We start from the raw sequence: 24,263 nt of genomic DNA, 5'->3' as shown, positions 1-24,263 counted from the left end.
AGTGAATTGTCAAATGTTAATTTTACTTTGTCAGTCAATTTGTTGTATTAAAATTCATCTTTCAGTATTGACTTGCGAAGCAAAATTCACTTTTTTACTACCTTCCTTTTTCTCCTAAAATTGCTCTTTTCTGTGCCAGTACATAGCCGTAATGAAGGCTTTCATGCATATTGTTGAAAATGATAGCATCTTGAATACTTTTCAGATCCATCCCAAAACTGGTAGTATAAGGCGTATAATCCGAAAAGAAATCGCTGTCATAATCTCTCATTAAAATTTTTGAAGTTTCTGTTAGCAAAAATTCAAGATCTTCTACTTCAGATTTCTGAACATTCAGATTAGGCAAAGTTCCTTTTTTGTAGGTTTCGATCCAATATTTATCAATTCTAAAAGGATTTCCACTCAGGTAATAATGCAAAAGCTGCTGGGTGGCAACGGTATGCGCAATATTCCAGTATATATTATTGTTGAAGCCATCCGGAATCAGTAAAAGATCTTCGTGGGAAGTGTTCTGTAAAATATCCAAAAGGTTCCTGCGTACCTGTCTGTGAGCCTGAAAATGATAATTCATTTTGCAAAAATTTTAATCACCAAAAATAGTTTAATAAACTGGAAATGACAATTTTTGAAAGGATGATTAAGTCAAATTTTATATTTTTTTATGAAAACATGGTTATTTTAGATAATATTTGAAATTTATTCCATTTTGAATCTTGTATTAACGCCGGAATATTTAACAAACTTTAACTCAAAAATGGCACTGATTGTGTTGATTTATGCAAGTATTTATTAGAAATTTACCAATTATTTTAAATTAGACTATGTCAGATACATATCAAGCAGAAGATATTCGCCAGTTAACGGAACAGGTAAAGGAAGCGAACTTCTATTTTTCCCGTCTTCGCGAAGAAATCAATAAAGTCATCATCGGTCAGGAATATATGATAGACCGCCTTTTGGTAGGCCTTTTAGGAAATGGTCACGTCCTTTTGGAAGGGGTTCCTGGTCTTGCAAAAACATTGGCTATCAAAACTCTTGCAGAAGCTGTTCATGGCGAATTTTCCAGAATTCAGTTTACACCGGATCTTTTGCCGGCGGATGTTGTGGGAACGATGATTTACAATGTTAAAGACAATGATTTTTCCATTAAAAGAGGTCCTGTTTTTGCAAATTTTGTTTTGGCAGATGAAATTAACCGTGCGCCAGCAAAAGTGCAGTCGGCTCTTTTAGAAGTGATGCAGGAAAAGCAGGTGACCATCGGAGATGAAACCATGAAGTTGCCTAAACCTTTTTTGGTGCTGGCAACACAAAACCCCATCGATCAGGAAGGAACTTACTTGTTGCCGGAAGCGCAGAGCGACCGTTTCATGCTAAAATGTACAATTGATTATCCTAAGTTTGAGGATGAAAGAATGGTCATGAGAATGGTGTCTACCTCCCACCAACCTACAGTAAAACCTGTGATTTCTCTTGAGCATATCGTTGCTGCCAAAGAGCTTATCAATCAGATTTATCTTGACGAAAAAATAGAAAAATATATTCTTGATATGGTTTTTGCGACCCGTTTCCCTGAAGATTATGGTCTTTCTGATCTCAAAAATTATATCAGTTTCGGTGCTTCTCCAAGGGCTTCTATTAATCTTGCTATTGCTTCAAGGGCTTATGCATTTCTGAAAGGAAGAGCATTTGTTATTCCTGAAGATGTAAAATCGCTGGCAAAAGATGTATTGAGACACAGAATAGGATTAACTTTCGAGGCAGAAGCAGAGGAAATTTCATCGGAAGAAATCGTTAATAGAATTTTAGCAAAAATTCAGGCTCCATAATGAATGATATTGTTATAAGGAAAGCTGTTGAGGAAGATTGCTCGCCAATGCTGGATCTGATCAGAGAACTGGCAGATTATGAAAAGGCTTTGCACGAGGTTACATTAACTTTAGAGCAATTCACTGAAGATGGATTCGGAAAATCTCCGGTTTGGGGAGCATTCGTAGCAGAATGTAATGGAGAAATTCTTGGAATCTCGTTGTATTACGACAGATATTCAACATGGAAGGGAAGAAGATTGTATCTTGAAGATCTTGTGGTGACCGAAAAATGGAGAGGAAAACAAATCGGGAAAAGATTATTTGAAGCAACAATGGAGTTTGGAAAGTCGAGTCAATACAGCGGAATGGTTTTTCAGGTGCTCAACTGGAATGAACCCGCCATTAATTTCTATAAAAAATACAGCCCGAAATTTGATAATGAATGGTTTAATGTTTCGATAGAGTTTAAATAAGATCGAAGCGGAAAAAAGATGATAGAAATTTTTAACAACTCAAAAAACGTTCAAACACTAATATCCTCAAAATCAAGAAATGCAGATTAAAGATATTGTAAAAAAGGTAAAGCAGATAGAAATCCGTACACGAAAGAAGACGGAAGCTACGCTGATGGGGCAATATCACAGTGCTTTTAAAGGGCAGGGAATGACTTTCTCAGAAGTTCGTCCGTACCAATTTGGCGACGAAATTCGCAGGATAGACTGGAATAAAACAGCACGTTTCAGAGAGCCATTTGTAAAAGTAATGGAGGAGGAAAGAGAACTCACCATGATGTTGCTGGTAGATATTTCTGCATCTATGGATTATGGCACCAAAAACCAGTTGAAAAGAGAATATGTAGCAGAAATTGCAGCGAGTTTAGGATTTTCTGCAGCGGGAAATAATGATAAAGTAGGACTTATTTTATTTGCGGATAAGGTGTACAAAGTAATTCCTCCACAGAAAGGCAGAAAGCATATTCTTTCGATTATCAGTACTATATTGACTGCTGATTATGTTCCTGCGGTCGCTAAAATTGATAAAGCACTGGAATATATGATGGGTGTTTTTAAAAGAAAATCGCTGGTGTTTATGTTTTCGGATTTTGAAGATGAATATGACTCTAAAATGCTGAAGGCTGCTTCTAAAAAACATCAGTTGCTGGGAATGAGAATTTTCGATCAGAAGGATAATGAAATTCCTGACGTAGGATATACTTTATTATATGATGCTGAAACGGGAAAACAGATTTGGGCCAATACATCAAATGCAAGATGGCGATACAATTTTGCAGAAGCTCAGAAACAAAAGCTGAGAGCTCTGGAAGAAGATTTTGCCAATAGCTCAGCCAGTTTTCTGAATATGGATACAGGTTCCGATTATTCCCGGTTATTATATAATTATTTTCAGAAAAAATAACAATAATGGGCCTTCGCCTATTTAGGATTAAACATAAAATAGGGCTTTAGTCAGCCAAAAAGTATTATTTAAAATTGAAAAAATTATTATTTATATTTTGTTTTCTGATCTGTGCGAATGCTTTTTCACAGATTCTTTCTTCAAGTCTTGAGAAGAAAACCATCGCTCTTGGTGAGGTGAATCATATCGTTATAACAATCAGTAATCTGAACAATGAAAAAGTATCTGCCGCTCCTGAAAATGAATTGTTGCCTTTTCATTTTGAGGAAGTAAAAGACAGTATTTCTCAGACGAAGGATATTTACTACAGAAGAATTGAATTTGCCGTTTTTGATGAAGGTAAATTTACCATTCCCGAACTTGAATTCAAGGTAGGACAAAAGATACTGAAAACGATTCCTTATGAAATTGATGTCATCAATACGGCTCAGAAGACCGATCCGATCAATGATATTATGAATAATAAAGAAGTAAAGCTTAATGTTACTGATTACTGGGAACTTTACAAGTTTTATATTCTTGCTGCGATTGCCGTTATAGCGTTGATTATTGCTGTAGTAATGTTTATAAAATATGGCAGGAAGCAAAAAGATTCACCTGTTGTAGCGACCAATCAGACTTTAAAAGAATTAGATTCTCTTAAAAAGAAAAAATACGTAGAAACTGGAAATTATCGTTCTTTTTATGTGGAACTGATCGATATTTCAAGGAAATTTATCTCAAAACAATATCGTTTGCCAGCAGATGTTTTACTGACTGACGATCTGATTGATCTGATGAAGAAAAACAATACCATTTCTCAGGAAAATGAAAGAGTAGTGGAAGATGTATTTTTAAGAGGTGATTTGGTGAAATTTGCTAAAACTTTCCCGGATAAAGCTACAATGGAAAAAGATCTTAAAGAGATTACAGCATTTGTAAAGCGTTCATCAAAAGATTTGGAATTCGAAAATTTAAGGAAAGATGTTTGATTTTGATTTTGAATTTTACAGTCCGTGGTTTTTACTGCTTTTTCTACTGTTTATTCCTTTATTGATAAAAGATGCCGCCACCCAGAAGAAAAAAGGAATTAAAGTTCCTACCATTAAAAATATGGGTGAAAGCGGAGGAATTAAGGTGGTGATGTTCTTGCTGAAAATTTCAAAATACATCATTCTTTCTGCGTTGATTATTGCGATGGCAAGACCGCGGACGTTTACCATTTCTCAGGATCGTGATGATACAAAAGGAATTGATATTATGCTTTCGGTAGATGTTTCCTTGAGTATGCTTGCAAAAGATCTTACTCCGGATCGTTTAATAGCTTTAAAAGATATTGCCATTAAATTCGTCCAGAAAAGGCCTAACGACAGGATCGGACTGGTTACCTATTCGGGAGAAGCGTTTACGAAAGTGCCGGTAACTTCAGATCATCAAGTGGTTATTGACGAATTGCAGAATCTTAATCCTCTGGAACTTCAGCCGGGAACTGCAATAGGAGAAGGACTATCCGTAGCGGTTAATCACCTCAAAAACAGTAAGGCGAAAAGTAAAATTGTTATTTTAATGACCGATGGGGTCAATACGATTGAAAATGCGATGCCTCCGGCTCTGGCCGCGGAACTTGCGAAGAATAATAACATTAAAGTATATGCTATCGGAATCGGTACCAATGGATATGCTTTGATGCCGACACAAACCGACATATTCGGGGATCTTGTTTTTACGGAAACAGAAGTGAAAATAGATGAACCTGTTTTGAAAGAAGTGGCACAGATGACGGGGGGGAGATATTTCAGGGCCACGTCAAACAGCAGTCTGGAGGAAGTTTATGACGAAATCAATCAGCTTGAAAAGTCGGATGTGAAAGTGTCAAAACTTTTCAATTATCAGGAATATTTTAAAATTTTTCTTTGGATTGCATTAGGAATGCTCTTTCTGGATGCTTTATTGCGATGGGTATTTTATAAAATTTTAAGCTAATGGATTGGTATTTAGGGAATTATTGGTATTTGTTATTGCTGTTGCTTTTGCCGCTGTTAGCCGTCTTTTTGATTCGTTTTTTAAAATGGAAAAATAAAAAAAGAAAAGTATTCGCAGATAGTCAGTTTCATGAACATCTTTTTGAAAAGTCATCAGGTTTTGTGAAATTATTTCCCGCTTTATATTTGTTGGGAACGCTATTTCTTATTTTTTCTATCATTGATCTTTTAAGTGGTTCTGAGGAAATTAAAACCAATCAAAAACTTAATAATGTTATTTTCATGTTGGATGTTTCTAATTCGATGAATGCTGAAGATATTGAACCAAGTCGTCTAACGGAAGCCAAAAATCTTATCATCCAGACCATGCAGAAAATGAAAAGCGATAAAGTCGGAATTGTAATTTTTGCTGGAGAATCTACTTCGATTATGCCTTTAACCACAGATTATACATCTGCAGAAACCTATATCGGCGGTATTGAAACCAATTCTATGCAGATTCAGGGAACTGATTTTCTGAAAGCAATGAAAACTGCGGTACAGAAATTTAAAAATGTAAATAAGGATGCCAGGAAGGTAGTGCTTTTAAGCGATGGGGAAGATAACGAAGGAAATGAGGATGCTGCAATAAGATTAGCCAAAAAAGAAGGAATTATGATTACTTCCGTAGGAATTGGTTCAGATGAGGGCGCTCCGGTTCCCGAGTATGTTTTTGGGCAGCTTATGGGATATAAAGCAGATATGTCCGGTCAGACAGTAATTTCTAAAAGACAGACGGAAGCACTCAGAAAAATGTCAGAATCCACCGGAGGGTCTTATATCGATGGAAATAATATCAATGAAGCTCCTGATAGAATAATCGATGCATTAAAAAAGAAAACAGGATCTTCCGAAACAATGGTGAAATCTCAGAATGCTAATCATTATTACCAATATTTCCTGGCAGTTTCCATATTTTTCTTCTTTTTAATATACATCTTCAATCCTAAAAGAGATTTTAATGTATAGCTTTTGTATATATTTTATTAAAAAACTTTAAAAAACTTCATTAAATATTCTTATTCGAATTAATTTATATCACTTAGTTTTGTAATATTGCAAAAAAATCTTAATTTCGGCAAAAAATATAAACACAATGATTCATTATTCTTTCTCATTTTTCCCAAAAGGACAATCTATTTACAAATTTGGGGTTTCTTTAGAGTTTTTTATCTCAAGAAAATTAATATCTTTTTAGCGTTAAATTTTTAATGATGGGACTCAAAAAAATATTACTATTTATATTTTTAATGGATAGTCTAAATCTTTACTGCCAAACCATTCTGGATATAAACTATTTTTTTGGTAAAATAAATCAAACTACCGCATACAAAATAGCAGAAAATAACTATAGAATACAAAAAATTCAGAATGATTTTTTTCATAAATCTCTTTACCCAAGTGTTACTCTAAATACATCAATACCATATCAAAGGTCAATCTCCGAAGTGACACAACCAGACGGAACTTTAAAATTTATTGAACGTAACTATATTAATTCCAATGCAACCTTAAATACTAGTCAAGTTTTACCATTTACCGGAGGAACTATAAATCTATCAAATTCAATTAACTACTCAAGAGATTTTAACAATAATTATACAAATTTCTCTAGTAATTGGGTAAGTCTTTCATTCCGGCAGCCAATTAACGGTTATAATAGTTATAAGTGGGATAGAAAGCTAAATAACTTAATTAAAAAGAAAGATTCAATTGATTTTTTAAAGAATACAATAAAAATAAGATATGATATTGCAAAATCATATATTGAAGCACAAAATGCACAATTAAAATGCTTATTGTTAAATGAGAATATAAAGAAAGTCAAAACTCTATTAAACGAAATTTCTGAGAAATATTTGCATGGTCGTGCAATTAAAACAGATATAGCACAAGTAGAGATTAGTATAAAAAAACTAAACGGCTACTTAAAAGCTAATTCTGTAGATTATAAAAATACTTTAAATGAATTAGAAAGAGTAAGTGGTATAGAAATTAAAGATTCTATAAATCTTGTAGGAGTAGATGAAATTGAATATTTGATAGATAAAGATGATCTCGTCAGAAATTTAGATCGTAATAGTTTTGAATTAGAATGGATGATAAATGACTTAAAAGCAGAATCTAACTTGGATAAGACAAAAAAGGAAGGAGGAATTTCTTTAAATCTTCAGGGCGGTTTGGGAGTAAATTCTTCATCAACTGAAATCTCGCGTCTATTTAATGCACCACTACAGACTCAATTTTTGACTATAGGAATTAATATTCCAATACTAGATTGGGGCGTTTCAAAAGATAAGATTAGAATAGCGTTACTTGAAAAAGAGAACGTAAGACTAAAAAAAGAAGAAGATCGAGATGAACATCTGAAGTCAATTGATGAATTAATCAGTTATTTTTGGAATTTGAAATCTCAAATGCAAGTTTTTAAAGATCAAATTAAATTATCTGAAAAATTAATAATTGACTATAGAGAATTGTTATTGCTCGGAAAGCTTACAATTTCTGAATTTAATAACCAACTTTATGAAAATATTAATTTATCAATTGAATATGAAAAATTAAAAAGTAGTTTGTATTTATTAAAGTATAGAATAGATGAACTTAATTTAAAATATTAAAAATTATGACAAGAACACATTTATGTGATTTGGATTTAGAAGTGCTAAATCCTATCGAAACAAAAAAAATTGTTGGAGGTAACTGGTATGATTATTCATATCATGATATCCCTGAAGTCGTTATTCCATGGGATGATGGCGGTGGAGGCGATCCATGGGGAGGCTGGTATGACCCTTATCTTGGTGGAAATGATTATCCAGATTATGGTGGAGGGAATGGTGGAAGTTCGGGAGGTCCAGGACAAGGAAGCTTACCTTCTGCTCCAACACACATCTGTCAACAACTTGCGGGATCTGCAACATGTGCTACAATGGCTCTTAATTATGTGGCAAATTATTTTGGAGGTACGGGTTTATCTTCAAGTGACTTCGCAGAGTTCGCAGGTCAAAATTTTTACGCCATGTTAGGAGGAGCTGGAGGACTAAGTCCATCTCAAATGCAAGCTGCTGTAAATACATTTTTTCAAAACACCATTATAGATGGAAGTAATGGAAATAATATTGCAAATGAATTAAATGCTGGACATCCTATTTTAGGAGCAATTGATCAAGGTGGTGGTGTCGGACATGAAGTTGTTATTGTTAATTTTGATGCACCCGCCGGAACAATTACATATATGGACCCGACTGAAGGTGGACCAAAAACATCGAACCTTAGTGATGTAAGTTTCACTGGATCATTGTTTGCCATTTCGGGATTAAATAATAATAGTATTGTTGATAAATACAAAAATGATACTAATGATGTAACTGCATGCTCTATTTGCGGACATTAACTTACTTTATTAAGGCTGATTTTTCTCAGCCTTTAATATTTAAAATTTGCATACTATGATTACAAAAACATTAACAACAATATTTATTATTTCTTCATTTTTTTTCAAGGCGCAAGAGGTAATTAGTCAAAAGAGCGATACCCTTCCAACGAAGACCAGAGGACTAAATATAAAAAACAGTGTAGAATCCCACTCGCTTTCCATGTTTAAGTTCCCCACGAGCAATATTGCATATTTTGTAAATAATAAACACTACAATTATCTATTCTTTCAGAGTTTAGATACTAATAAAATTGAAAATGTAAATATTGCTAATAAAGATATGACTATAGATGGTAAAAGTTTTACCGGAGCAATGTATTTAACAACAAAGAATAATTACCAGCCCCAACCGCTAGATTTAAAAGAAATTAAAAAAAAATATGCTAAAGATCAAAGTTTACCTAGCTTATATCTTTTTAATGGTTTATTGATTCAGGATTTGGAAAGAAATTATTCTCTTGATAACAATAATATCTTGGAAATAAGTTCTCATATTTATGAAAATAAAGAAGAAAATCTAAAAGTTAATATTATAGAAATCTTTACAAAATCTGAAGAAAACATAAGAAAAAGTAAAGAAGTAATTTTAAGATAAAAGCAATTCATAAAGATATAAATGATTCTAGCGACACGTCTGTATCTAACATCTGTGGCCGGTAATAATCAATAATTAAACTGTCTATAAGAAATTAACTCATTAAGTTTTATTAGCCTAATCTTTTAGACAGTTTTCTTCTTAGTAAATAAACCTACACAAGCTAAATTTTTAATAAAAAAAAGCTCTGAATTAAAAACAAAGTAATATATGCATTAGTAATGATTATTATGAAACCACAAATCTTCTTGTTTATTCTTATATACTGTACATGCTTTTCTCAAACTGCTCTGCAAAAGGACAGAGCATATAAGCATTTTGAAAGCAGATGCAGGAGTATAACACTGAAAGGAATTCCAAAACCTCAATGGGTTGATAAAGAGACTTACCTGAGATCAGCAACATTTTATCCTGTCTATATTATTGATTACAATTTCAAAACAAAGACACAGGAATGGCATATTGATAGTAACAAATTTTTGGTCATTTACAATGATAATTTAACATATTTCATTGATTCTGGAATTTCAGATTTTAATAAATCTTTTAGCAAGTTTAATGTCGAGAACAAATTTGCAACACATTTACTAGAATTGAATAATATATCCAATATCATCAAAGTCGGTTATTTAACAGAAGAATATTATCCTACAAGTGGTGCCTTTCCTAATCTATTGATTTCAGAGGATACGCAATTTACTGATAAAGCACACAAACATTTGAGTATTGAAGATGTCATTCAGACTCATTATCCTTCAGTAGAAATATATCAGAAGAAAAAAGAAAATGATATAATTAGAAAAAAATTACAACCGCAAGAAATAATTAAAGGAATCAGGGCATATTTTCATTTATTCGAATATTATTGCCCAAAAGATACAGCTTTAGTTTTCAATAAGTTTATCGAACATTTTGATATTGGAACCGGTGGACTGTCTAAAAAGCAAAAAGAAATCATAAGAGAAAAATTATACTCAAGTTTCAATACACAAACAGAGAAGCAAGAATCCACTCTTAAAAATAACAGTGGAGATTTTAGTATTTATAATATGGACTTTTCAGAATTTATGAATAATCTATTGAAACATCAACAACGATTAAATTATCAACAATATATTGACATTCATTTTCCAAAATATGCCCATGAGCAGTATGGGAGATATTCTTACGGAGAATTTATACTAATTGATTCAAAAATAGTAAAAGGACTTTATGCGGATAAAAAAATAGAATTATTGCCTTATTTTAAGGAGTTTATAAAACAACAACTTATTGATTGTGGTTGTAACATAGAGAATAAAGGATTTCAAATAAAAATTTAAATGTATCAAAAGATATATGATTTTTTAGAACAGTACTTTCCCTCAATAGAGGGATGTATTTTATTTGGTAGTTATATTGAAAAGAAAGATAAAGCTAATGACGTTGACTTATTATTAATAAGTGAAAGATTTTCCTTTTCATCTACAGAAAGTTTTACCTATAAAAATTTAGCTTTTAATACTATTAAGATTAATTTTTCTGAAATATTAAATATTATAGCAAAACAGTTTAAGCAAGGGAATTTTCTATCTCACGTTTTCAAAACTGGAACTATTCTTATAGATGTAAATCAGGAATTGTCACATATAAAAAAATATGTATTAGATAATATTCCAAACGCTTCAGCAGATGTAATAAATTTTGATTTAAGTGAAGTCAGATTTAAAATCAATGATTACATGGAGCCTTTAAGACAGGGAACAGGATTAACATCTGAAAATTTTCTACAAGCTGCAAGAATGGTCTCGTTATTTATTGATTATTTTCTTTTAAACAATGGTATATACTTAAAAACTGAAAAAAGTAAAAACAAGTATTTTTTTCAAAATTACCCTACCGAGGCAATTGAATTATCGCAAATTATTGATGCTCTTAAAAAGAGTGAAAAAATAAAGTTTATAAATGGTGTTGATACCCTAATATCAAAATACTCTATTCTTATTAATGAAAAATACTCAAATAATTTCATTTTAGATGATTATACTCAAGAACATTTGATTTGTTATGTAGAGAAAATATTTAAGTTTAGTGAAATTTCCGAACTTATTAAAATAATTAAAGAACATAACCAAAATGTAAAATTCTTTATATATCAAATTGATGAAGAAAATCAAGAAAAAGAGGGCTGCTATATTGTTATTAATAATATAGATCAAAATATAAATAATGATAAAAAACAATGGATCCTATTTTTCCAAAAAGTATTCTCGAATATAGACTTTATATTTCCTTATAATAATATTTTTTGCTACCCAAAAATAAAATTCATGGGATATGATAATGAATTGATTGTTAATGAATTTATGTATTTATTGATTAATATAATTTTTACTAATACACTCATATCAAAAGAAGAAATCATATTTGGGATAGTAATTGATTTTTTTGCCTTTTCTACCTTAAATATTTCTGACGCTTATAATTACTATTTAATCAAGATGGACTCTAAAGCTAAAACTTCAAACTTCCTAAATGTTAATAGACAAAAAATTGAAGATAAATTTATAAAAGCAAATAAGCCAATTGAAATTTCATTGATGCAAAGGTTCTCATTATCCAAAGAAAAGCTGATTAATTTTGAGTCACTAAACAATATTCCTCAAATAATACATTTACAAGTTTTAGACAGAATTTTGAGTGTCTTTTTGAGTAAAGACTACGAAAAGCTCTATTATATGTATGCTATAAACCTCAAATTAAATGAAAAAATTTCCTAATTATAGACAGTTAGACAGTAAAGATTGTGGTTTGGCTTGTCTTCAAATTGTTTCAAAATTTTACGGAAAATTCTTTTCGATTCAAGATATTCGCGATTTATCATCAGTGTCAAAAGAAGGACTTTCTTTATATGAATTAGGATTAACTGCTGAAAGACTAGGTTTAAAGTCATTACCCGTAAAAGTAGAATTTGAAAAATTAATAGATAATATTCCTCTACCATGCGTAGCACATTGGCGAAATAACCACTATGTTGTCATTTATAAAATTACAACAAAAAGTGTTTTTATTTCTGATCCACGATTAGGCAGAATTAGATATTCACATAGGGAATTTTTAGAAGGTTGGCTTAATTATGAAAAAGATGATGCTAAAAAAGGTATTCTTTTGCTATTAGAGCCTACGGATAAATTCAACGAAATTAAGCCGTCATCAAATCCGACCAATGTTTATGCGTTTAATTACTTCTTAAGCCATCTTGAACCCTATAAGACGCAGGTTTTCCAATTGTTGGCGACGATGTTTATTTTAACGTTGGTTCAATCGGCAATCCCATTTATTACACAATCAATAGTAGATACAGGTATAGCGTCTAAAGATTATAGTTTCATTTCTATGTTGTTAATTGCCAATATTGTTTTAATCGTAAGCATAAGTATTGGAAGCTGGATAAGACAATCAATTAACATTCATATATCATCAAGAATCAAAGTTTCCATTTTATCCAATTTTATAATAAAACTTTTAAAACTTCCTGTTAGCTACTTTGAAAATAAATCCTCTGGAGATATTTTTCAACGAGCTTTAGATTATGACAGGATGGAAAGCTTTATTATGAACTCTGCTTTCAATATAATACTTGCAATATTAAATATTTTAGTATTCGGAACAATTCTTTTTATTTATAAACCTACTTTACTCTTTGTTTTTCTGTTTAGCGGAATAATATACGTGGGGTGGGATTTATTCTTTTGGAATATCCGTAAGAAATTAGACATGAATTATTTTTCACTGAAAGCAAAAAATAATAATCATTGGATGGAATTACTTACCCATATACAAGAAATAAAAAATAATAATTACGAACAGGGAAAAAGATGGTCTTGGGAAAAAGTTCAGGTAAAATTATATTATTTAGGAATAAGATTCCTAAAAATCAACCAAATAGATACACTTGGAGCAAATCTTATTAATACAATTTCCGATGTTATTTTAACATTTATTTCTGTCTATTATGTTATAGAGGGGGAAATTACTTTAGGTACTCTTATAGCTATTCAATATATTCTAGGACAATTACGAAGTCCACTTTCAGAGATTACGGCATTTATTTCTTCATATCAAATGGCATATATTAGCTTTATTAGAATAAATGATTCGAGTAACACTCCTGATGAACAAATGGATGAAAATGTTACTTCAAGAGATTTACCAAAAAATAAAACACTTATTTTAAAAGATGTTTTTTTCAAGTACAATAATAGCTCAAATTACATTTTAAATAATATTTCTTTGACTATTCCAGAGGGGAAAATTACGGCAATTGTTGGTGCCAGCGGGAGTGGAAAAACAACCTTACTTAAAATTTTAACCAGGCTTTATAGTCCTGTTTCAGGTCATTTTTATATTGGGAATATTAATATGAATGCACTAGATATTAGTGAATGGAGAAAAAATATTGGAGTTGTCAATCAGGGTGCAGAAGCATTCAAAGAATCTATCAAGGATAACATAGTTCTAAGTGGTGAATATGATCAAAATAAATTATATAATGCTTTACGACAAGTTAACCTTCTAAATGATATAAATGCATTACCCTCAGGCATAAATTCTATGATGGGAGAAAATGGTCGAGGTCTGAGTGAAGGACAAAAACAAAGATTAATGATAGCAAGGGCACTCTATAAGGATCCGCAATTTTTATTTTTAGATGAAGCAACAAATTCATTAGATTCAATAAATGAAAATATAATTGTTAACAATCTTAATACTTCTTTTGAAGGAAAAACAGTAGTACTTATCGCTCATAGACTTGCAACAATAAGAAAAGCTGATAATATAGTTGTTATGAACGAAGGACAAATTGTAGAAATAGGAGGTGAAGAACAATTGCTAAATAAAAAAGGGTATTATTACGAATTATTTAAAAACCAAATGACATTAGAAAGCTATGAATAAGAAAACGACATATTCTGAAGAATTTGACGATGCAATCTCAATATTTCCAAAGTTTAATTCTATCCTATTTTATTCTTTATTAGCTATAATAATAATAACAATTATTTTGTTACAACTAATAAAATCTCCCGAAATTGTATTGGGAGAAGCTCGTGTAACAGCCGAAAAACCACCAATAGAAATTGTTTCTCAAAATTACGGTAAAATAATATTTAAGAAATTTGTTCCACATAAATTTCTTAAAAAGGGAGAGTATATGGCTATAATGGAAAACCCCTCTAATGAAGATGATATTCTGGAATTGAAAAAAGTACTTTTAAAGTACACAAATAACTTATATATTTTAAGAGCTTCCGATTTATCTTTTGCTTATAATTCCGATTTAGGAGAATTGGAAGAACCTTTTTTTAATTTGTTGAATACTTTATATAGTATGGAGAGAGAAAAAGGATATAATGATAATGATGCCAGAAAAGAAGCCTTGAATAAACAAAACCACAAGTATTTTGAAATGATTTCTAAAAGAAATGAAATCAAAAATGTTAAAAGAAATGAGATAGCTTTATTAAGAAATAGATTTAAAGATGACTCTATATTAATGGCGAAAGGCTTAATTACAAAAATAGAATACGAAAATTCTCAGAGAAATTATTTGAAAGAAAATGAGAATCTTAAAAATTATGAGGCTAAAGATGTTGAAAATAATCTTAGTATATCTGACAATAAAGCCAATATACACGTAATTAATACCCAGAAAAACTTAAATATTTCCGATTTAGAAATTGAACTAATAAGTACCTATAATCAATTACTTCAAGATATTAATTTTTGGGAAGCAAAATATGTTATCAAAACGCCAATTAATGGTACAGTAGATATGATGCAGTTCATCTCTTCTAATCAATTTGTTAAACAAGGGGAACCGATATTTAGCGTTCTCCCTGATAATAATAAGTATGTCGCCCAATTATTAGTAGCACCTACAGGAGCAGGAAAGATAAAAATTGGTCAGAATGTTTCAATTAAGCTGGCTTCCTTTCCCTTCCAAGAATATGGAAAATTGGAGGGTAAAGTTCAGGCAATTTCTTTAATTCCCACACAAAATTATTACCTAATATTTGTAGAATTGCCAAATGGATTAAAGAGTGATACGGGTAATATTCTTACTTTTTCTAAAAATATGGTGGGACAAGCAGAAATAATTACAAATAAAAGAAGTTTATTATCCAAATTATTTTCTAAAATCACCAATTTATTTGAAAAAGAAGATAATTATTTTGAAAAAGAAAAAACTAACAATGAAAAAGAAAAATAGATCTTGTTATTTTAGAAAATGGCACATTTATTATTAAGACTAATCTTTCCAAAAGGTAGAGTTTGTTTTAAACAAATCTTGATTGCTTATAAATATTTAATTTCAAAGCCTACACCCAAATTTCACAAAACTATTTATCTTTTTACCAAAACTTCTTACATTTAACCAAAACCTTTTGATGATTTTTAAACAAATAAAGTAAATAGACAAAGAAGCATAGTGGGTAATCAAAGGCTTCAAACAGATAATAAAAAGCTAAAGTAATAAGTCAAAAGTATAATGTAGAGTTCCAAATAAGATAATTCAATTTTCAAACAAACAAAGAGAAAAAACAAATAATAATAACTTAAAAATTGATTATATGGCAAATGCAACATTAAATTATGAAGATTATCCCGCAATAGGTGATGTCCTGATAGCTAGTTTTACGAGAGATCAGCCTGAGTTTGTAGTGTATTATAAAACTATGGATGCTGCCTATATCGCAGAATTCGCAAATGCAATAAATGCAGTACGAGAAACTGCATCGGTATTAGCAAAAACTGAAGAAAGAAAAGGAGTAACCAGACAGCTTTATAATTTGGCAGATGAAATTAATAGAAAATTGTTGTTTTTGATAGACTATTCAGAAGATTCAGGTTTAGAAACAGCAACACTATCTGCTATCCGTACTAAGCTTACCAAAAGGAATATTGAAGGTGCAATAAAGGATCTAAGAAATATTTTACCTTATCTTCAATCTAAACAATCCCAATTAGAAGAAGGAGATATGCCTGATGGATTTTTAGACTATTTTCCGCCATTGCTTCCCCAAATGGAAGCATGGAATGCTGAGCAAATCAGTATTCTAAGTACCAGAAAAGCATTGGTAGAAGCTAATGCAGCTTTATTTGAAAATGCGTACAGTTATATCTCCAAAATTAGCAACAGGGGTAAAAAAATATTCAAAAAAACAATCCGAAAAGATGATTATACAATTTCAAAATTATTGACTAAGATAAGAACTGAAGCTAAAGCCCGAAAAAATATAAAAAGCGAAGACCAATAAATAAGTAATATCAGTGTTGTAAAACCAAAGAGTCTCGGATATGAGACTCTTTGGTATATAAATTTTATTAAATTTTGCAACGTTAATAGAAGTCTTTTGAGGGACATATTCACTTACAAATCCTTTTATCTAATGACTTTAACCCAATTTTAACAAATAAGGCACTGTTTATTAACATATAAAGGGATAATTTTGCATTGGATGAATAATAAAATTATTTTTTTCTCGTTTATTATTGCTTTCTTCTGTTCAGGAATTGTTTCCGGGCAGGAAAGCTACCGTACACTTGTATATGAAGGCAATGAGAAATTTAACGGGAAAGATTATGATGGAGCTTCCGTAAAGTATATGGAAGCTATTAAGGCAAACGACAAAGATTTTGCAGCCCATTATAATTTGGGAAACGCGCTTTACAAAAGCAAAAAATACGAAGAAGCAAAAGCTGAATTTGAAAAAGCTCAGCGATTTTCTCAGACCATCTCCGATAAGGCGGCAGCGCTTCATAATTTGGGAAATGCTTACATGCAGACGAAACAACCGGAAAAGGCAGCAGAATTTTATAAACAATCGCTGAAGCAGAACCCCTACAGTGAAGCCACAAGAAAAAATTATGAAATAGCCAAACTGAAGGAGAAAGAAAATCAGCAGAAAAAACAGCAGCAGAATAACTCCGGTAAAGGAGAAGGCGGTAAAGACCAGCAGAAAAATGATGATCAGAAAGGGCCTAAAGATCAAAACCAGGATCGGGGGCAAGGTCAGAAAAATCAAGGTATGGGACAGGGAAATGAACCCGATCAGAAGCCTAATAATGAAGGCAGAATCCCTAAAGAACTCGAAAATCAGATACTCAATAAAGTAAGCGATAAGGAGAAAGAAACCGCCAGAAGAATTTTAAACAAAAATTCTTATTCGATGCCTGAAAGCAACGAGAAAGATTGGTGATGCAGAGCAGACTTACCTACATATTGTTCCTAATTATATCCGTAATATCTTACGGACAGGTAAACCTTTCTGCTTATCCGGATAAAACTACTTACACCTCTAAAGAAGTCATTAACCTTACCATTGTCCTTGAAATTGAAGGAAACGATTACAACAATCAGCAGACAAAACTGAGGCTTCCCGATTTTTCAAAGTTCAACCTTATCGGAACAGGTTCTGTAAACAATGGCCTTATAGATCCTGAAACAAATACGGTAATGTATCAGTCTGTTACAAGGCTGGCTTTAGAAGCTAAACAAAAGGGAAAAGTAAAAATAGGTTCGTTTCTGATAACAATTGATAATAAAATTTATAAAACCGAACCTTTCGAGATTTTCATTAAGGATGTAGATAAGAAAACTGCGGTGGCAGCCACTTCCTCAAAAGATGTTTATCTGAACATGGAAATCGAGGATCGTGAAGTCTATCAGGATCAGCCAACGATAGCGGTTCTCAAGGTTTATTCTAAAAATATGGATAACCTGAGAAAGGTAAAAAATATCCGTCTTCCGCACAACAACAATCTGGATGTTTATCCGGTGAGCTTTGCAAGATCAGAAATTGATCCTTCGGATTATGGAAATATGGCTTCTCAGGTTCTGGCCATATTTATGATATTTCCTAATGAAGCGGGCTATGTTGAAATTCCGGGTGTGTCTGCATCAGTGAATTCTTATGCGGGGAAAAATAAAATTATCTCGAATAAAGTTAAAATCAATGTTAAAAAACTTCCCGAAGGCCCTCCCGAGCATTTTAAAAATGCTGTTGGTGATTTCAAAGTAAGTATTTCTAACGTATCCAAGGAAAAAGCTGAAGTTAAAAAACCGATCAACGTTCTTGTAAAAGTGAGCGGAGAAGGAAATCTTAAAAGCATGGAATTGCCAAAGATTGTTGAATCACCTGATTATGATGTGTTTGCGCCGAAGATCACTTCTAAAGTAGTTGCGAAAACATCAGGCATGAAAGGTGAAATTTTGGCCAATTATCTCGTAATTCCTAAAAAGGCAGGAGAAATTTCTATTAAAACCGAAAATTTTTCTTTTTTTGATCCTTTGAAAAAAGAATATGTAGATGTTGGTCAGAAATCACTGAATGTTAATGCGTTTTCTCACGAGCAGATTATGGAATCACGAACTGCTGTGGAAAAAGTAAATGAATATACCAATACTTTTCTGGAAACTGTCAATACACCGGTTTTGAAGACAACATCTTTCAAGGTGAAAGAAAAGAGCAGATTTCATTGGAATGTACTTTTTGTGAATATTGCTATTTTAATTATACTTTTTATAGCTTATCTTATATTTAAAGGCTGGCAGAAAAAGCGTAGATCAAATAAAGAAGACCAACCTGTAACACCTGTCGGCTCCGTAGCTGAAACCGAAAAGGAAATCCGGGAAACACTGAAAACTGACGTAAATGATTATTTCAGTTATTTGGAAAACCTTAAAGATAAAGAAGATTATCAAAAGTTTTTTCAAACCTATGATGAGCTGGATGACGAGGTTAGAGGCCAATATTTTAAAAGCTCTGCTGAAGATTTTGCAAATTTCCTTGAAAATCATAAAGGTTTAGCAATAGCGGAAGAATACAGGAGTCTTGTTCAAAAAGTACAGATTGAAAAATATGCGCCTGTGAAATCTCAGGAAGCAATATCTTTGCTTTTAACTTCTATTGTCAATTTATATTCACAGATTAGCAAATAATCAATTTATTTTCATATTTTTGCGAAATTAATAATTGTAAAGGCATGGAAATTTTTAATGATTTTTCTTTAAAAGAAATCGTAACCTGTTTTATGGTTCTTTTTGCTGTAATAGATATTATAGGATCAATTCCTATTATTGTGAGCCTGCAGCAAAAATTCGGAAAGATCGAAGCCGAAAGAGCAACGATCACAGCAGGACTGATTATGCTTGTTTTCCTGTTTGTAGGAAATAAAATCCTGAAATTTATCGGAGTAGATGTCAATTCATTTGCGATTGCAGGTGCGTTTGTAATCTTTATTATCGCTTTGGAAATGATTTTGGGAATTGAAATAAATAAAACATCGGAGGCTAAAGCCGCATCTATTGTTCCCATTGCATTTCCTCTGGTGGCAGGTGCAGGAACGCTGACTACAACTCTATCCCTAAAAGCTGAATTTCACGATATTAATATCATTTTGGGGATTATTCTCAATACAATTTTCGTATATTTGGTGCTGAAATCTGCAAACTGGCTGGAGAAGAGAATAGGAGATGCTACATTGGCAATCCTGCAGAAAGTTTTCGGGATCATCCTGTTGGCAATTTCAATTAAATTATTTACCGCAAATTTTGCCCAATTGGTAAAAGCTTATATTAATTTTTAAGAATCATGCAGAAGTTTTATAAAGTATTTTTGGTAGTGTTTATTGTATTTATTGCAATCAATATTTATGCACTGGACTGGCAATCTGATATGTTGTCAGAAGATAATTCGAAGTTTGTATTTTCAGCAGCTTCGGCTGTTATTGGTATCATTTTACTTTTTGTAATGAATACCTGGAGTAAGATCGGCGTTAAAAAATAATAGTAAAATCAATATCTATACAAACCTCTTTCTATCCGGGAAGAGGTTTTTTATTTCTAAAAAATTCATGAAATTTTATTTATCGATTATCACCAGATTTTTCAAAATAGCTTCGGATTTTAATTCCGTTTCGGTCCATTCTTTTTCAGGGTTACTTTGGGATGTAATTCCGCCACCTACAAAAAGATGAACTGAATCCCTGTAAAGCTTGCAGCAACGCAGATTTACAAAATAAAAAATATTATCTTCATTTTCAATTTTAATATATCCTGCGTAAAGCTCTCTCGGAAATTTTTCCAATTCGCGGATTTTCTCTTTACAAAAATCCTTTGGAATGCCGCAGACTGCCGGTGTAGGATGAAGCTGCTGAATGATTTTATACAGATTCTCTGGTTTTATTTTAGCTTTAAAATCGGTTCTGAGGTGTTTAATATTTCCCGAAATGTGATCGTACGTTGCAGACTCTTCTGATTGGTCAGAATAATTTTTAAGAATGTTTCGGATGTATTCTGTAACAGGCTTTTGCTCTTCGATTTCTTTTTCAGACCAGCTTTCAGATACGGGAAGCGTGCCTGCAAGGCTCATGGTTTCAAAATCGTGTGTATCCTTATTAAATTTACCTAAAACCTCGGAAAACGCTCCCATCCATGCATTATTTTCATTAATAAAAATATATCTGAATGCATTTGGATATGATTTGCAAAGATTTTCAAAACTTTTTTTAAGATCAATTTCAAGGAAGTCTGTAAATATTTTCCTTCTTGAATACACCAGTTTTGGAAGCTGATTTTCATTGATTGTATGAATAACCTGTTCTAAATTTGTCAAATATTCATTTCGGGTTTCAGGGATGAAATGATTGTTATCTTCTGGTAAAGAAGTAGTGAGTATTGAATCATCTAAATTTTCATGATTTATTTTCATGATTTTTCCATTACATTCTATTTTTTCTGATCCGTCGAAAGGGTAAAAAACAATATGTGTTTCATCAGGATTCTGATCTGTAGAATAGAGATTTTCGTCGAATGGAAGTTTAAAATAAATCATTTATAATACCTTTTTAAATCAGCTTCCGGAAATGCTATACGAAATTCCAAAGTTGATTTTTCTTTCTACAAAGGTATTGTTAGTCTGAAAAATGTCAAAATCAAACGAGCTGTTTTTTAAGGAAACATTCTTCATTTTGTATTGTTGATATTCTAAGGATAAAAGGAATTTTCTGAAAAATTTATACTGAAGCCCAAATGAAAATCCAAGACAGGTCTGGCTGCTTTTAAAATCCTCCATTTTGGTCAGAACACTATTTTCAGGAACCAGAAATTGCATTTTGTAAGTGTTTTGATTAACAAGAATTCCCGCAAATGGGCGCAGATTTTTCCAATCATACATTAATTTGAGCTGGAATGTGTAGTCGAAATGTTTATTGTTAAATTTTTGGAAAAGCAGCGGTTGATGATCTTCAGTAAAATAGAATCCGTTAAGAACGCTGTCTTCTTTATTTGCGTCGATGTCTAAGGATGAATTCCAGTGATAAATATTTGCGGAAAACAATAAACTTGTTTGAGGAAATATATTTTTGGAAATCCAGATTCCCAGATTTTCCCCGAATTGCTCACGATTTGTTGAAACTGCTTTAGTCCAATCACTATATTTTAAACCAATTCCAGCTTCAATACCGTATTCCAAAGTATTGATTTTTTGTTTCCTGATTCTGTTTTTTGCCCGCTGTTTTTCACGTTCTTCGTTGTAAATATTCCGGACGAAAAATTTTTCTTCTACTTCCGGTGTACGAAATATTAATGGGTTAGGCTTTAATTTTATAGGCTTTATCAGATAAACAGTATCATAAACAACAACATTTTCATAGACATATACTGTATCTACTTTTTTCCGCCTTTGCGCATTTGAAAAGCTTATAAATAATATAAAAAAAAGAAAAAATATCTTTCTTAAAATCATGGTCTTACAAGTTTATCTTTCTACAAATATCGTGTCTCTTTTGATGATTTTCTTCACTACAATGACTTTTTGAGGGGTTTCATTGAGAGAATCTTTCATCATTATTTTTTTACGATTCTTTTTTGTATCAATACTTTTTTCTTCATCGTAATGCTGTTGATTTACAGGGAGTTTTTTATTTTCATTTGATGCAACTTTTCTTTCGGCATCCTGATTAGGTAAATGGGTGTTTACTTCCTGAGATGCTTTTTCTTCTGAATTAGTAACAGTTGCTCCGGTTATTTTTTCCTGATTGTTGATCTGTCCGGAAGATGTCGTCGAAAATGTTTTTACGGATAAGCTATTTTGATAATTAAATAAAAATAATGAAGTTATGATGATAACAAGAAAAGTAATCCCGATCACTATTTTGTTTTTTAAAGTATTGTTTGATGCTGAAATCAGTATGTTGCCGGGTTTTATACCGGAAGGAACCTGTAATTTTTTAGAAGGAGATATTTTAAATTCGGCAAATTTGCTTTGAAATGTCTGTGCCCAAAGCAATCCTCCAAGTCCGAAAATAACAAGTAGCTGTGCAATTTTATTTTTCGGTGTATTTTGACTGACAAAATTATTTAATAAATAATTCTGAACCGATTTTTTTGCTCTCAGGAGATGAGATTTTGAGGTATTGACTGTAATTCCCAATAAGCCGGAAATTTCCGCATGAGAATGATTTTCAATAAAATATAAATTAAATACCGATTTATGATGGGGCGGAAGATTGTCGATGGACGACAGCAGTTCTTCATTAGTGAAATCGTAAATGAAGACATTTTTGTCCTCTAAAAGATGATGTTCCATTTCTGTATAGGTATCTGGAATTTCTGATGGTTCTGTAGTAACGAATGCGTCTTTGCTGTGTTTTCGAATATGCTGCAAAGCGTTGTTGACGACAATTTTTTTGAGCCATGCAAACAATGCTTTCTCATCATTGAGCTGATGGTTTTTCTGAATTGCCGTAATGAAACTGTCCTGCACAATATCTTCTGCAGTATAAATATCCGTTATATATCTGCGACAAATCCCCAAAAGTTTTGGGGATATGGCTGAATAAATTTTGTTCCAGTCCGGTTTTATTTTAGACATAGTTTTTAGTTTTCTACAACATAAATGGAATTGAATGTTGATGTATAGTTTACAGTTCCGTTTTGTGTGCCATTTATACTTTGTGCTTCAACTCCGTTGACATATACTTTACCAAGATACGTATTATTTGGAGTGCTGTATTTTATCATAAATACATTATTGTTTAAAACAAATAAATCCTGAATAGAAGTTAAAGATGAAAAACCTGTATTGATAATGTTATTATTTTTGAAATACTCATTTCCCTGATTATAGTAAGTTGTGTAAAGATCATTGGTTTGAGGATCGGAAGTAATTTTTCCATAGAAAGGTAAGCTTATAGAGTAATTTCCGATCAGTGTTTCTGTATTTGCTGTAATATTTTTAGAATAATATTTATTATTCTTCTGAAAGAGAAGGTGTAACCCACTATTGTTTTTAGTAAAATTGAATACATAATTGGGATTTCCCAAGGAATTGAAAGTCGTATTTTTAAAATAACCTCTATCAACATTCTGATTGTTGTCAACAACAAGAGCCGACACATAAACGTCTGAGCCATTGATGAAAACACCTTCAGCGGAATCGATGTATTGACTTTGATGAAGTATTGTCTTTACGCCATTTTTCCAGTAACAAAGCTCATATCTCTGACTGGGGCTGGCTGGAATTAGATTTTCAACATACCCTGCAAAATAAATGTCTCCGTTATTAACGGCAAACGCAGTAATATCATTCTGTGCCGTGGAAGGAATTCCCAGATACTGTTTAATTTCGTTTTTAATATTATTTTTCCAGAAATAATGTATCGATTTAAATGAAGTGGGTGTTATTCCGATACTTCCTGTTACATAAATATTACTGTTCTCCACCTTGATTTCCAAAGGTGATAAATTGTCTCCTCCGGTAAGGTCGATTTTTACATTGTTTTTCCAATAGCAGGCTTTGCTGTTTTCTCTTCCTGCAATATAAACATCGTAAGATTGCGCAATTGTATCTACTGTTTCATCATTAACTTCGGTTGTAGTACTGCATGAATTCAGCATTGATAAAACAGATACAAAAAAGGGTAAAAGTAGTTTTTTCATAGAAAATTGTTTTTAAGTT

23 protein-coding genes are annotated in these 24,263 nt (G+C 31.8%); 18 read left to right on the top strand and 5 right to left on the bottom strand.

The window, feature by feature from the left end:
- Nucleotides 1-97: 97 nt before the first annotated feature.
- Nucleotides 98-571, bottom strand: coding sequence for a DinB family protein (locus BLR30_RS15290; protein WP_089860819.1), 474 nt, complete (start codon nucleotides 569-571; stop codon nucleotides 98-100).
- Between the two features lie 250 nt (nucleotides 572-821).
- On the opposite strand from BLR30_RS15290, the gene BLR30_RS15285 reads away from it, so the two are divergent.
- From BLR30_RS15285 to BLR30_RS15200, 18 genes are all read left to right on the top strand, one after another.
- Complete coding sequence (locus BLR30_RS15285) at nucleotides 822-1,826, top strand: AAA family ATPase (RefSeq protein ID WP_089860817.1); 1,005 nt, start codon at nucleotides 822-824, stop codon at nucleotides 1,824-1,826.
- Nucleotides 1,826-2,281: a GNAT family N-acetyltransferase gene (locus tag BLR30_RS15280; RefSeq protein ID WP_089860814.1), complete on the top strand. Its 456-nt coding sequence runs from the start codon at nucleotides 1,826-1,828 to the stop codon at nucleotides 2,279-2,281. Before BLR30_RS15285 ends, BLR30_RS15280 begins: the two co-directional genes overlap by 1 nt.
- Before the next feature lie 79 nt (nucleotides 2,282-2,360).
- Nucleotides 2,361-3,224, top strand: a complete 864-nt coding sequence (locus BLR30_RS15275) for a DUF58 domain-containing protein (protein WP_089860812.1) — start codon at nucleotides 2,361-2,363, stop codon at nucleotides 3,222-3,224.
- Nucleotides 3,225-3,298: 74 nt separating this feature from the next.
- Entirely contained in the window at nucleotides 3,299-4,195 is an 897-nt protein-coding gene (locus BLR30_RS15270) for a BatD family protein (protein ID WP_089860810.1), read from the top strand.
- The gene (locus BLR30_RS15265) at nucleotides 4,188-5,186 is read left to right on the top strand and encodes a VWA domain-containing protein (protein ID WP_089860808.1); all 999 of its coding nucleotides are present in this window, start codon (nucleotides 4,188-4,190) and stop codon (nucleotides 5,184-5,186) included. Before BLR30_RS15270 ends, BLR30_RS15265 begins: the two co-directional genes overlap by 8 nt.
- Nucleotides 5,186-6,193, top strand: a complete 1,008-nt coding sequence (locus tag BLR30_RS15260; RefSeq protein WP_089860806.1) for a vWA domain-containing protein — start codon at nucleotides 5,186-5,188, stop codon at nucleotides 6,191-6,193. Before BLR30_RS15265 ends, BLR30_RS15260 begins: the two co-directional genes overlap by 1 nt.
- Nucleotides 6,194-6,435: 242 nt before the next feature.
- Nucleotides 6,436-7,845 (top strand): TolC family protein, encoded by a 1,410-nt coding sequence (locus BLR30_RS15255; RefSeq protein ID WP_089860804.1) that lies wholly within the window; start codon nucleotides 6,436-6,438, stop codon nucleotides 7,843-7,845.
- A gap of 5 nt (nucleotides 7,846-7,850) precedes the next feature.
- Complete coding sequence (locus BLR30_RS15250; RefSeq protein WP_089860801.1) at nucleotides 7,851-8,621, top strand: papain-like cysteine protease family protein; 771 nt, start codon at nucleotides 7,851-7,853, stop codon at nucleotides 8,619-8,621.
- A gap of 55 nt (nucleotides 8,622-8,676) precedes the next feature.
- Nucleotides 8,677-9,258, top strand: a complete 582-nt coding sequence (locus tag BLR30_RS15245; RefSeq protein ID WP_089860799.1) for a hypothetical protein — start codon at nucleotides 8,677-8,679, stop codon at nucleotides 9,256-9,258.
- Between the two features lie 230 nt (nucleotides 9,259-9,488).
- On the top strand, nucleotides 9,489-10,580 hold the full coding sequence (locus tag BLR30_RS15240; RefSeq protein ID WP_139164643.1) for a hypothetical protein: 1,092 nt from the start codon (nucleotides 9,489-9,491) through the stop codon (nucleotides 10,578-10,580).
- Entirely contained in the window at nucleotides 10,581-12,017 is a 1,437-nt protein-coding gene (locus BLR30_RS15235; protein ID WP_089860797.1) for a nucleotidyltransferase domain-containing protein, read from the top strand. It begins immediately after the preceding gene.
- Nucleotides 12,001-14,196 carry a peptidase domain-containing ABC transporter gene (locus BLR30_RS15230; RefSeq protein ID WP_089860795.1) on the top strand — a complete coding sequence of 732 codons (2,196 nt, stop codon included), beginning with the start codon at nucleotides 12,001-12,003 and terminating at the stop codon, nucleotides 14,194-14,196. The genes BLR30_RS15235 and BLR30_RS15230 overlap by 17 nt, the downstream gene beginning before the upstream one ends.
- On the top strand, nucleotides 14,189-15,511 hold the full coding sequence (locus BLR30_RS15225) for an HlyD family efflux transporter periplasmic adaptor subunit (RefSeq protein ID WP_089860793.1): 1,323 nt from the start codon (nucleotides 14,189-14,191) through the stop codon (nucleotides 15,509-15,511). Before BLR30_RS15230 ends, BLR30_RS15225 begins: the two co-directional genes overlap by 8 nt.
- Nucleotides 15,512-15,872: 361 nt before the next feature.
- Nucleotides 15,873-16,559 (top strand): hypothetical protein, encoded by a 687-nt coding sequence (locus BLR30_RS15220; protein ID WP_089860791.1) that lies wholly within the window; start codon nucleotides 15,873-15,875, stop codon nucleotides 16,557-16,559.
- Between the two features lie 201 nt (nucleotides 16,560-16,760).
- Nucleotides 16,761-17,501 carry a tetratricopeptide repeat protein gene (locus BLR30_RS15215; RefSeq protein WP_089860789.1) on the top strand — a complete coding sequence of 247 codons (741 nt, stop codon included), beginning with the start codon at nucleotides 16,761-16,763 and terminating at the stop codon, nucleotides 17,499-17,501.
- Entirely contained in the window at nucleotides 17,501-19,243 is a 1,743-nt protein-coding gene (locus BLR30_RS15210; protein ID WP_089860787.1) for a BatD family protein, read from the top strand. The genes BLR30_RS15215 and BLR30_RS15210 overlap by 1 nt, the downstream gene beginning before the upstream one ends.
- Nucleotides 19,244-19,287: 44 nt before the next feature.
- Nucleotides 19,288-19,890 carry a MarC family protein gene (locus BLR30_RS15205; RefSeq protein WP_089860785.1) on the top strand — a complete coding sequence of 201 codons (603 nt, stop codon included), beginning with the start codon at nucleotides 19,288-19,290 and terminating at the stop codon, nucleotides 19,888-19,890.
- A gap of 5 nt (nucleotides 19,891-19,895) precedes the next feature.
- Nucleotides 19,896-20,090, top strand: a complete 195-nt coding sequence (locus BLR30_RS15200) for a hypothetical protein (RefSeq protein ID WP_089860783.1) — start codon at nucleotides 19,896-19,898, stop codon at nucleotides 20,088-20,090.
- A gap of 75 nt (nucleotides 20,091-20,165) precedes the next feature.
- Here BLR30_RS15200 and BLR30_RS15195 read toward each other — a convergent pair whose 3' ends face one another.
- Genes BLR30_RS15195 through BLR30_RS15180 form a run of 4 tightly spaced genes read right to left on the bottom strand, consistent with a single transcriptional unit; the run spans nucleotide 20,166 to nucleotide 24,244 of the window.
- Nucleotides 20,166-21,137: a chorismate-binding protein gene (locus BLR30_RS15195; protein WP_089860781.1), complete on the bottom strand. Its 972-nt coding sequence runs from the start codon at nucleotides 21,135-21,137 to the stop codon at nucleotides 20,166-20,168.
- 18 nt (nucleotides 21,138-21,155) lie between these two features.
- Nucleotides 21,156-22,049, bottom strand: a complete 894-nt coding sequence (locus BLR30_RS15190) for a hypothetical protein (RefSeq protein ID WP_089860780.1) — start codon at nucleotides 22,047-22,049, stop codon at nucleotides 21,156-21,158.
- A 12-nt stretch (nucleotides 22,050-22,061) separates the two neighbouring features.
- Complete coding sequence (locus BLR30_RS15185; protein ID WP_089860778.1) at nucleotides 22,062-23,177, bottom strand: RNA polymerase sigma factor; 1,116 nt, start codon at nucleotides 23,175-23,177, stop codon at nucleotides 22,062-22,064.
- Nucleotides 23,178-23,182: 5 nt separating this feature from the next.
- A complete protein-coding gene (locus BLR30_RS15180) occupies nucleotides 23,183-24,244 on the bottom strand; it encodes a hypothetical protein (RefSeq protein ID WP_139164642.1) in 1,062 nt (353 codons plus the stop codon).
- Between the last annotated feature and the right edge of the window lie 19 nt (nucleotides 24,245-24,263).

The sequence above is a fragment of the Chryseobacterium taeanense genome (assembly GCF_900099685.1).
GTDB classification, from domain to species: Bacteria; Bacteroidota; Bacteroidia; order Flavobacteriales; family Weeksellaceae; genus Chryseobacterium; species Chryseobacterium taeanense.
Note: the sequence above shows the minus strand (reverse complement) of the source record. Positions and strands in the feature narration are given on the sequence as shown.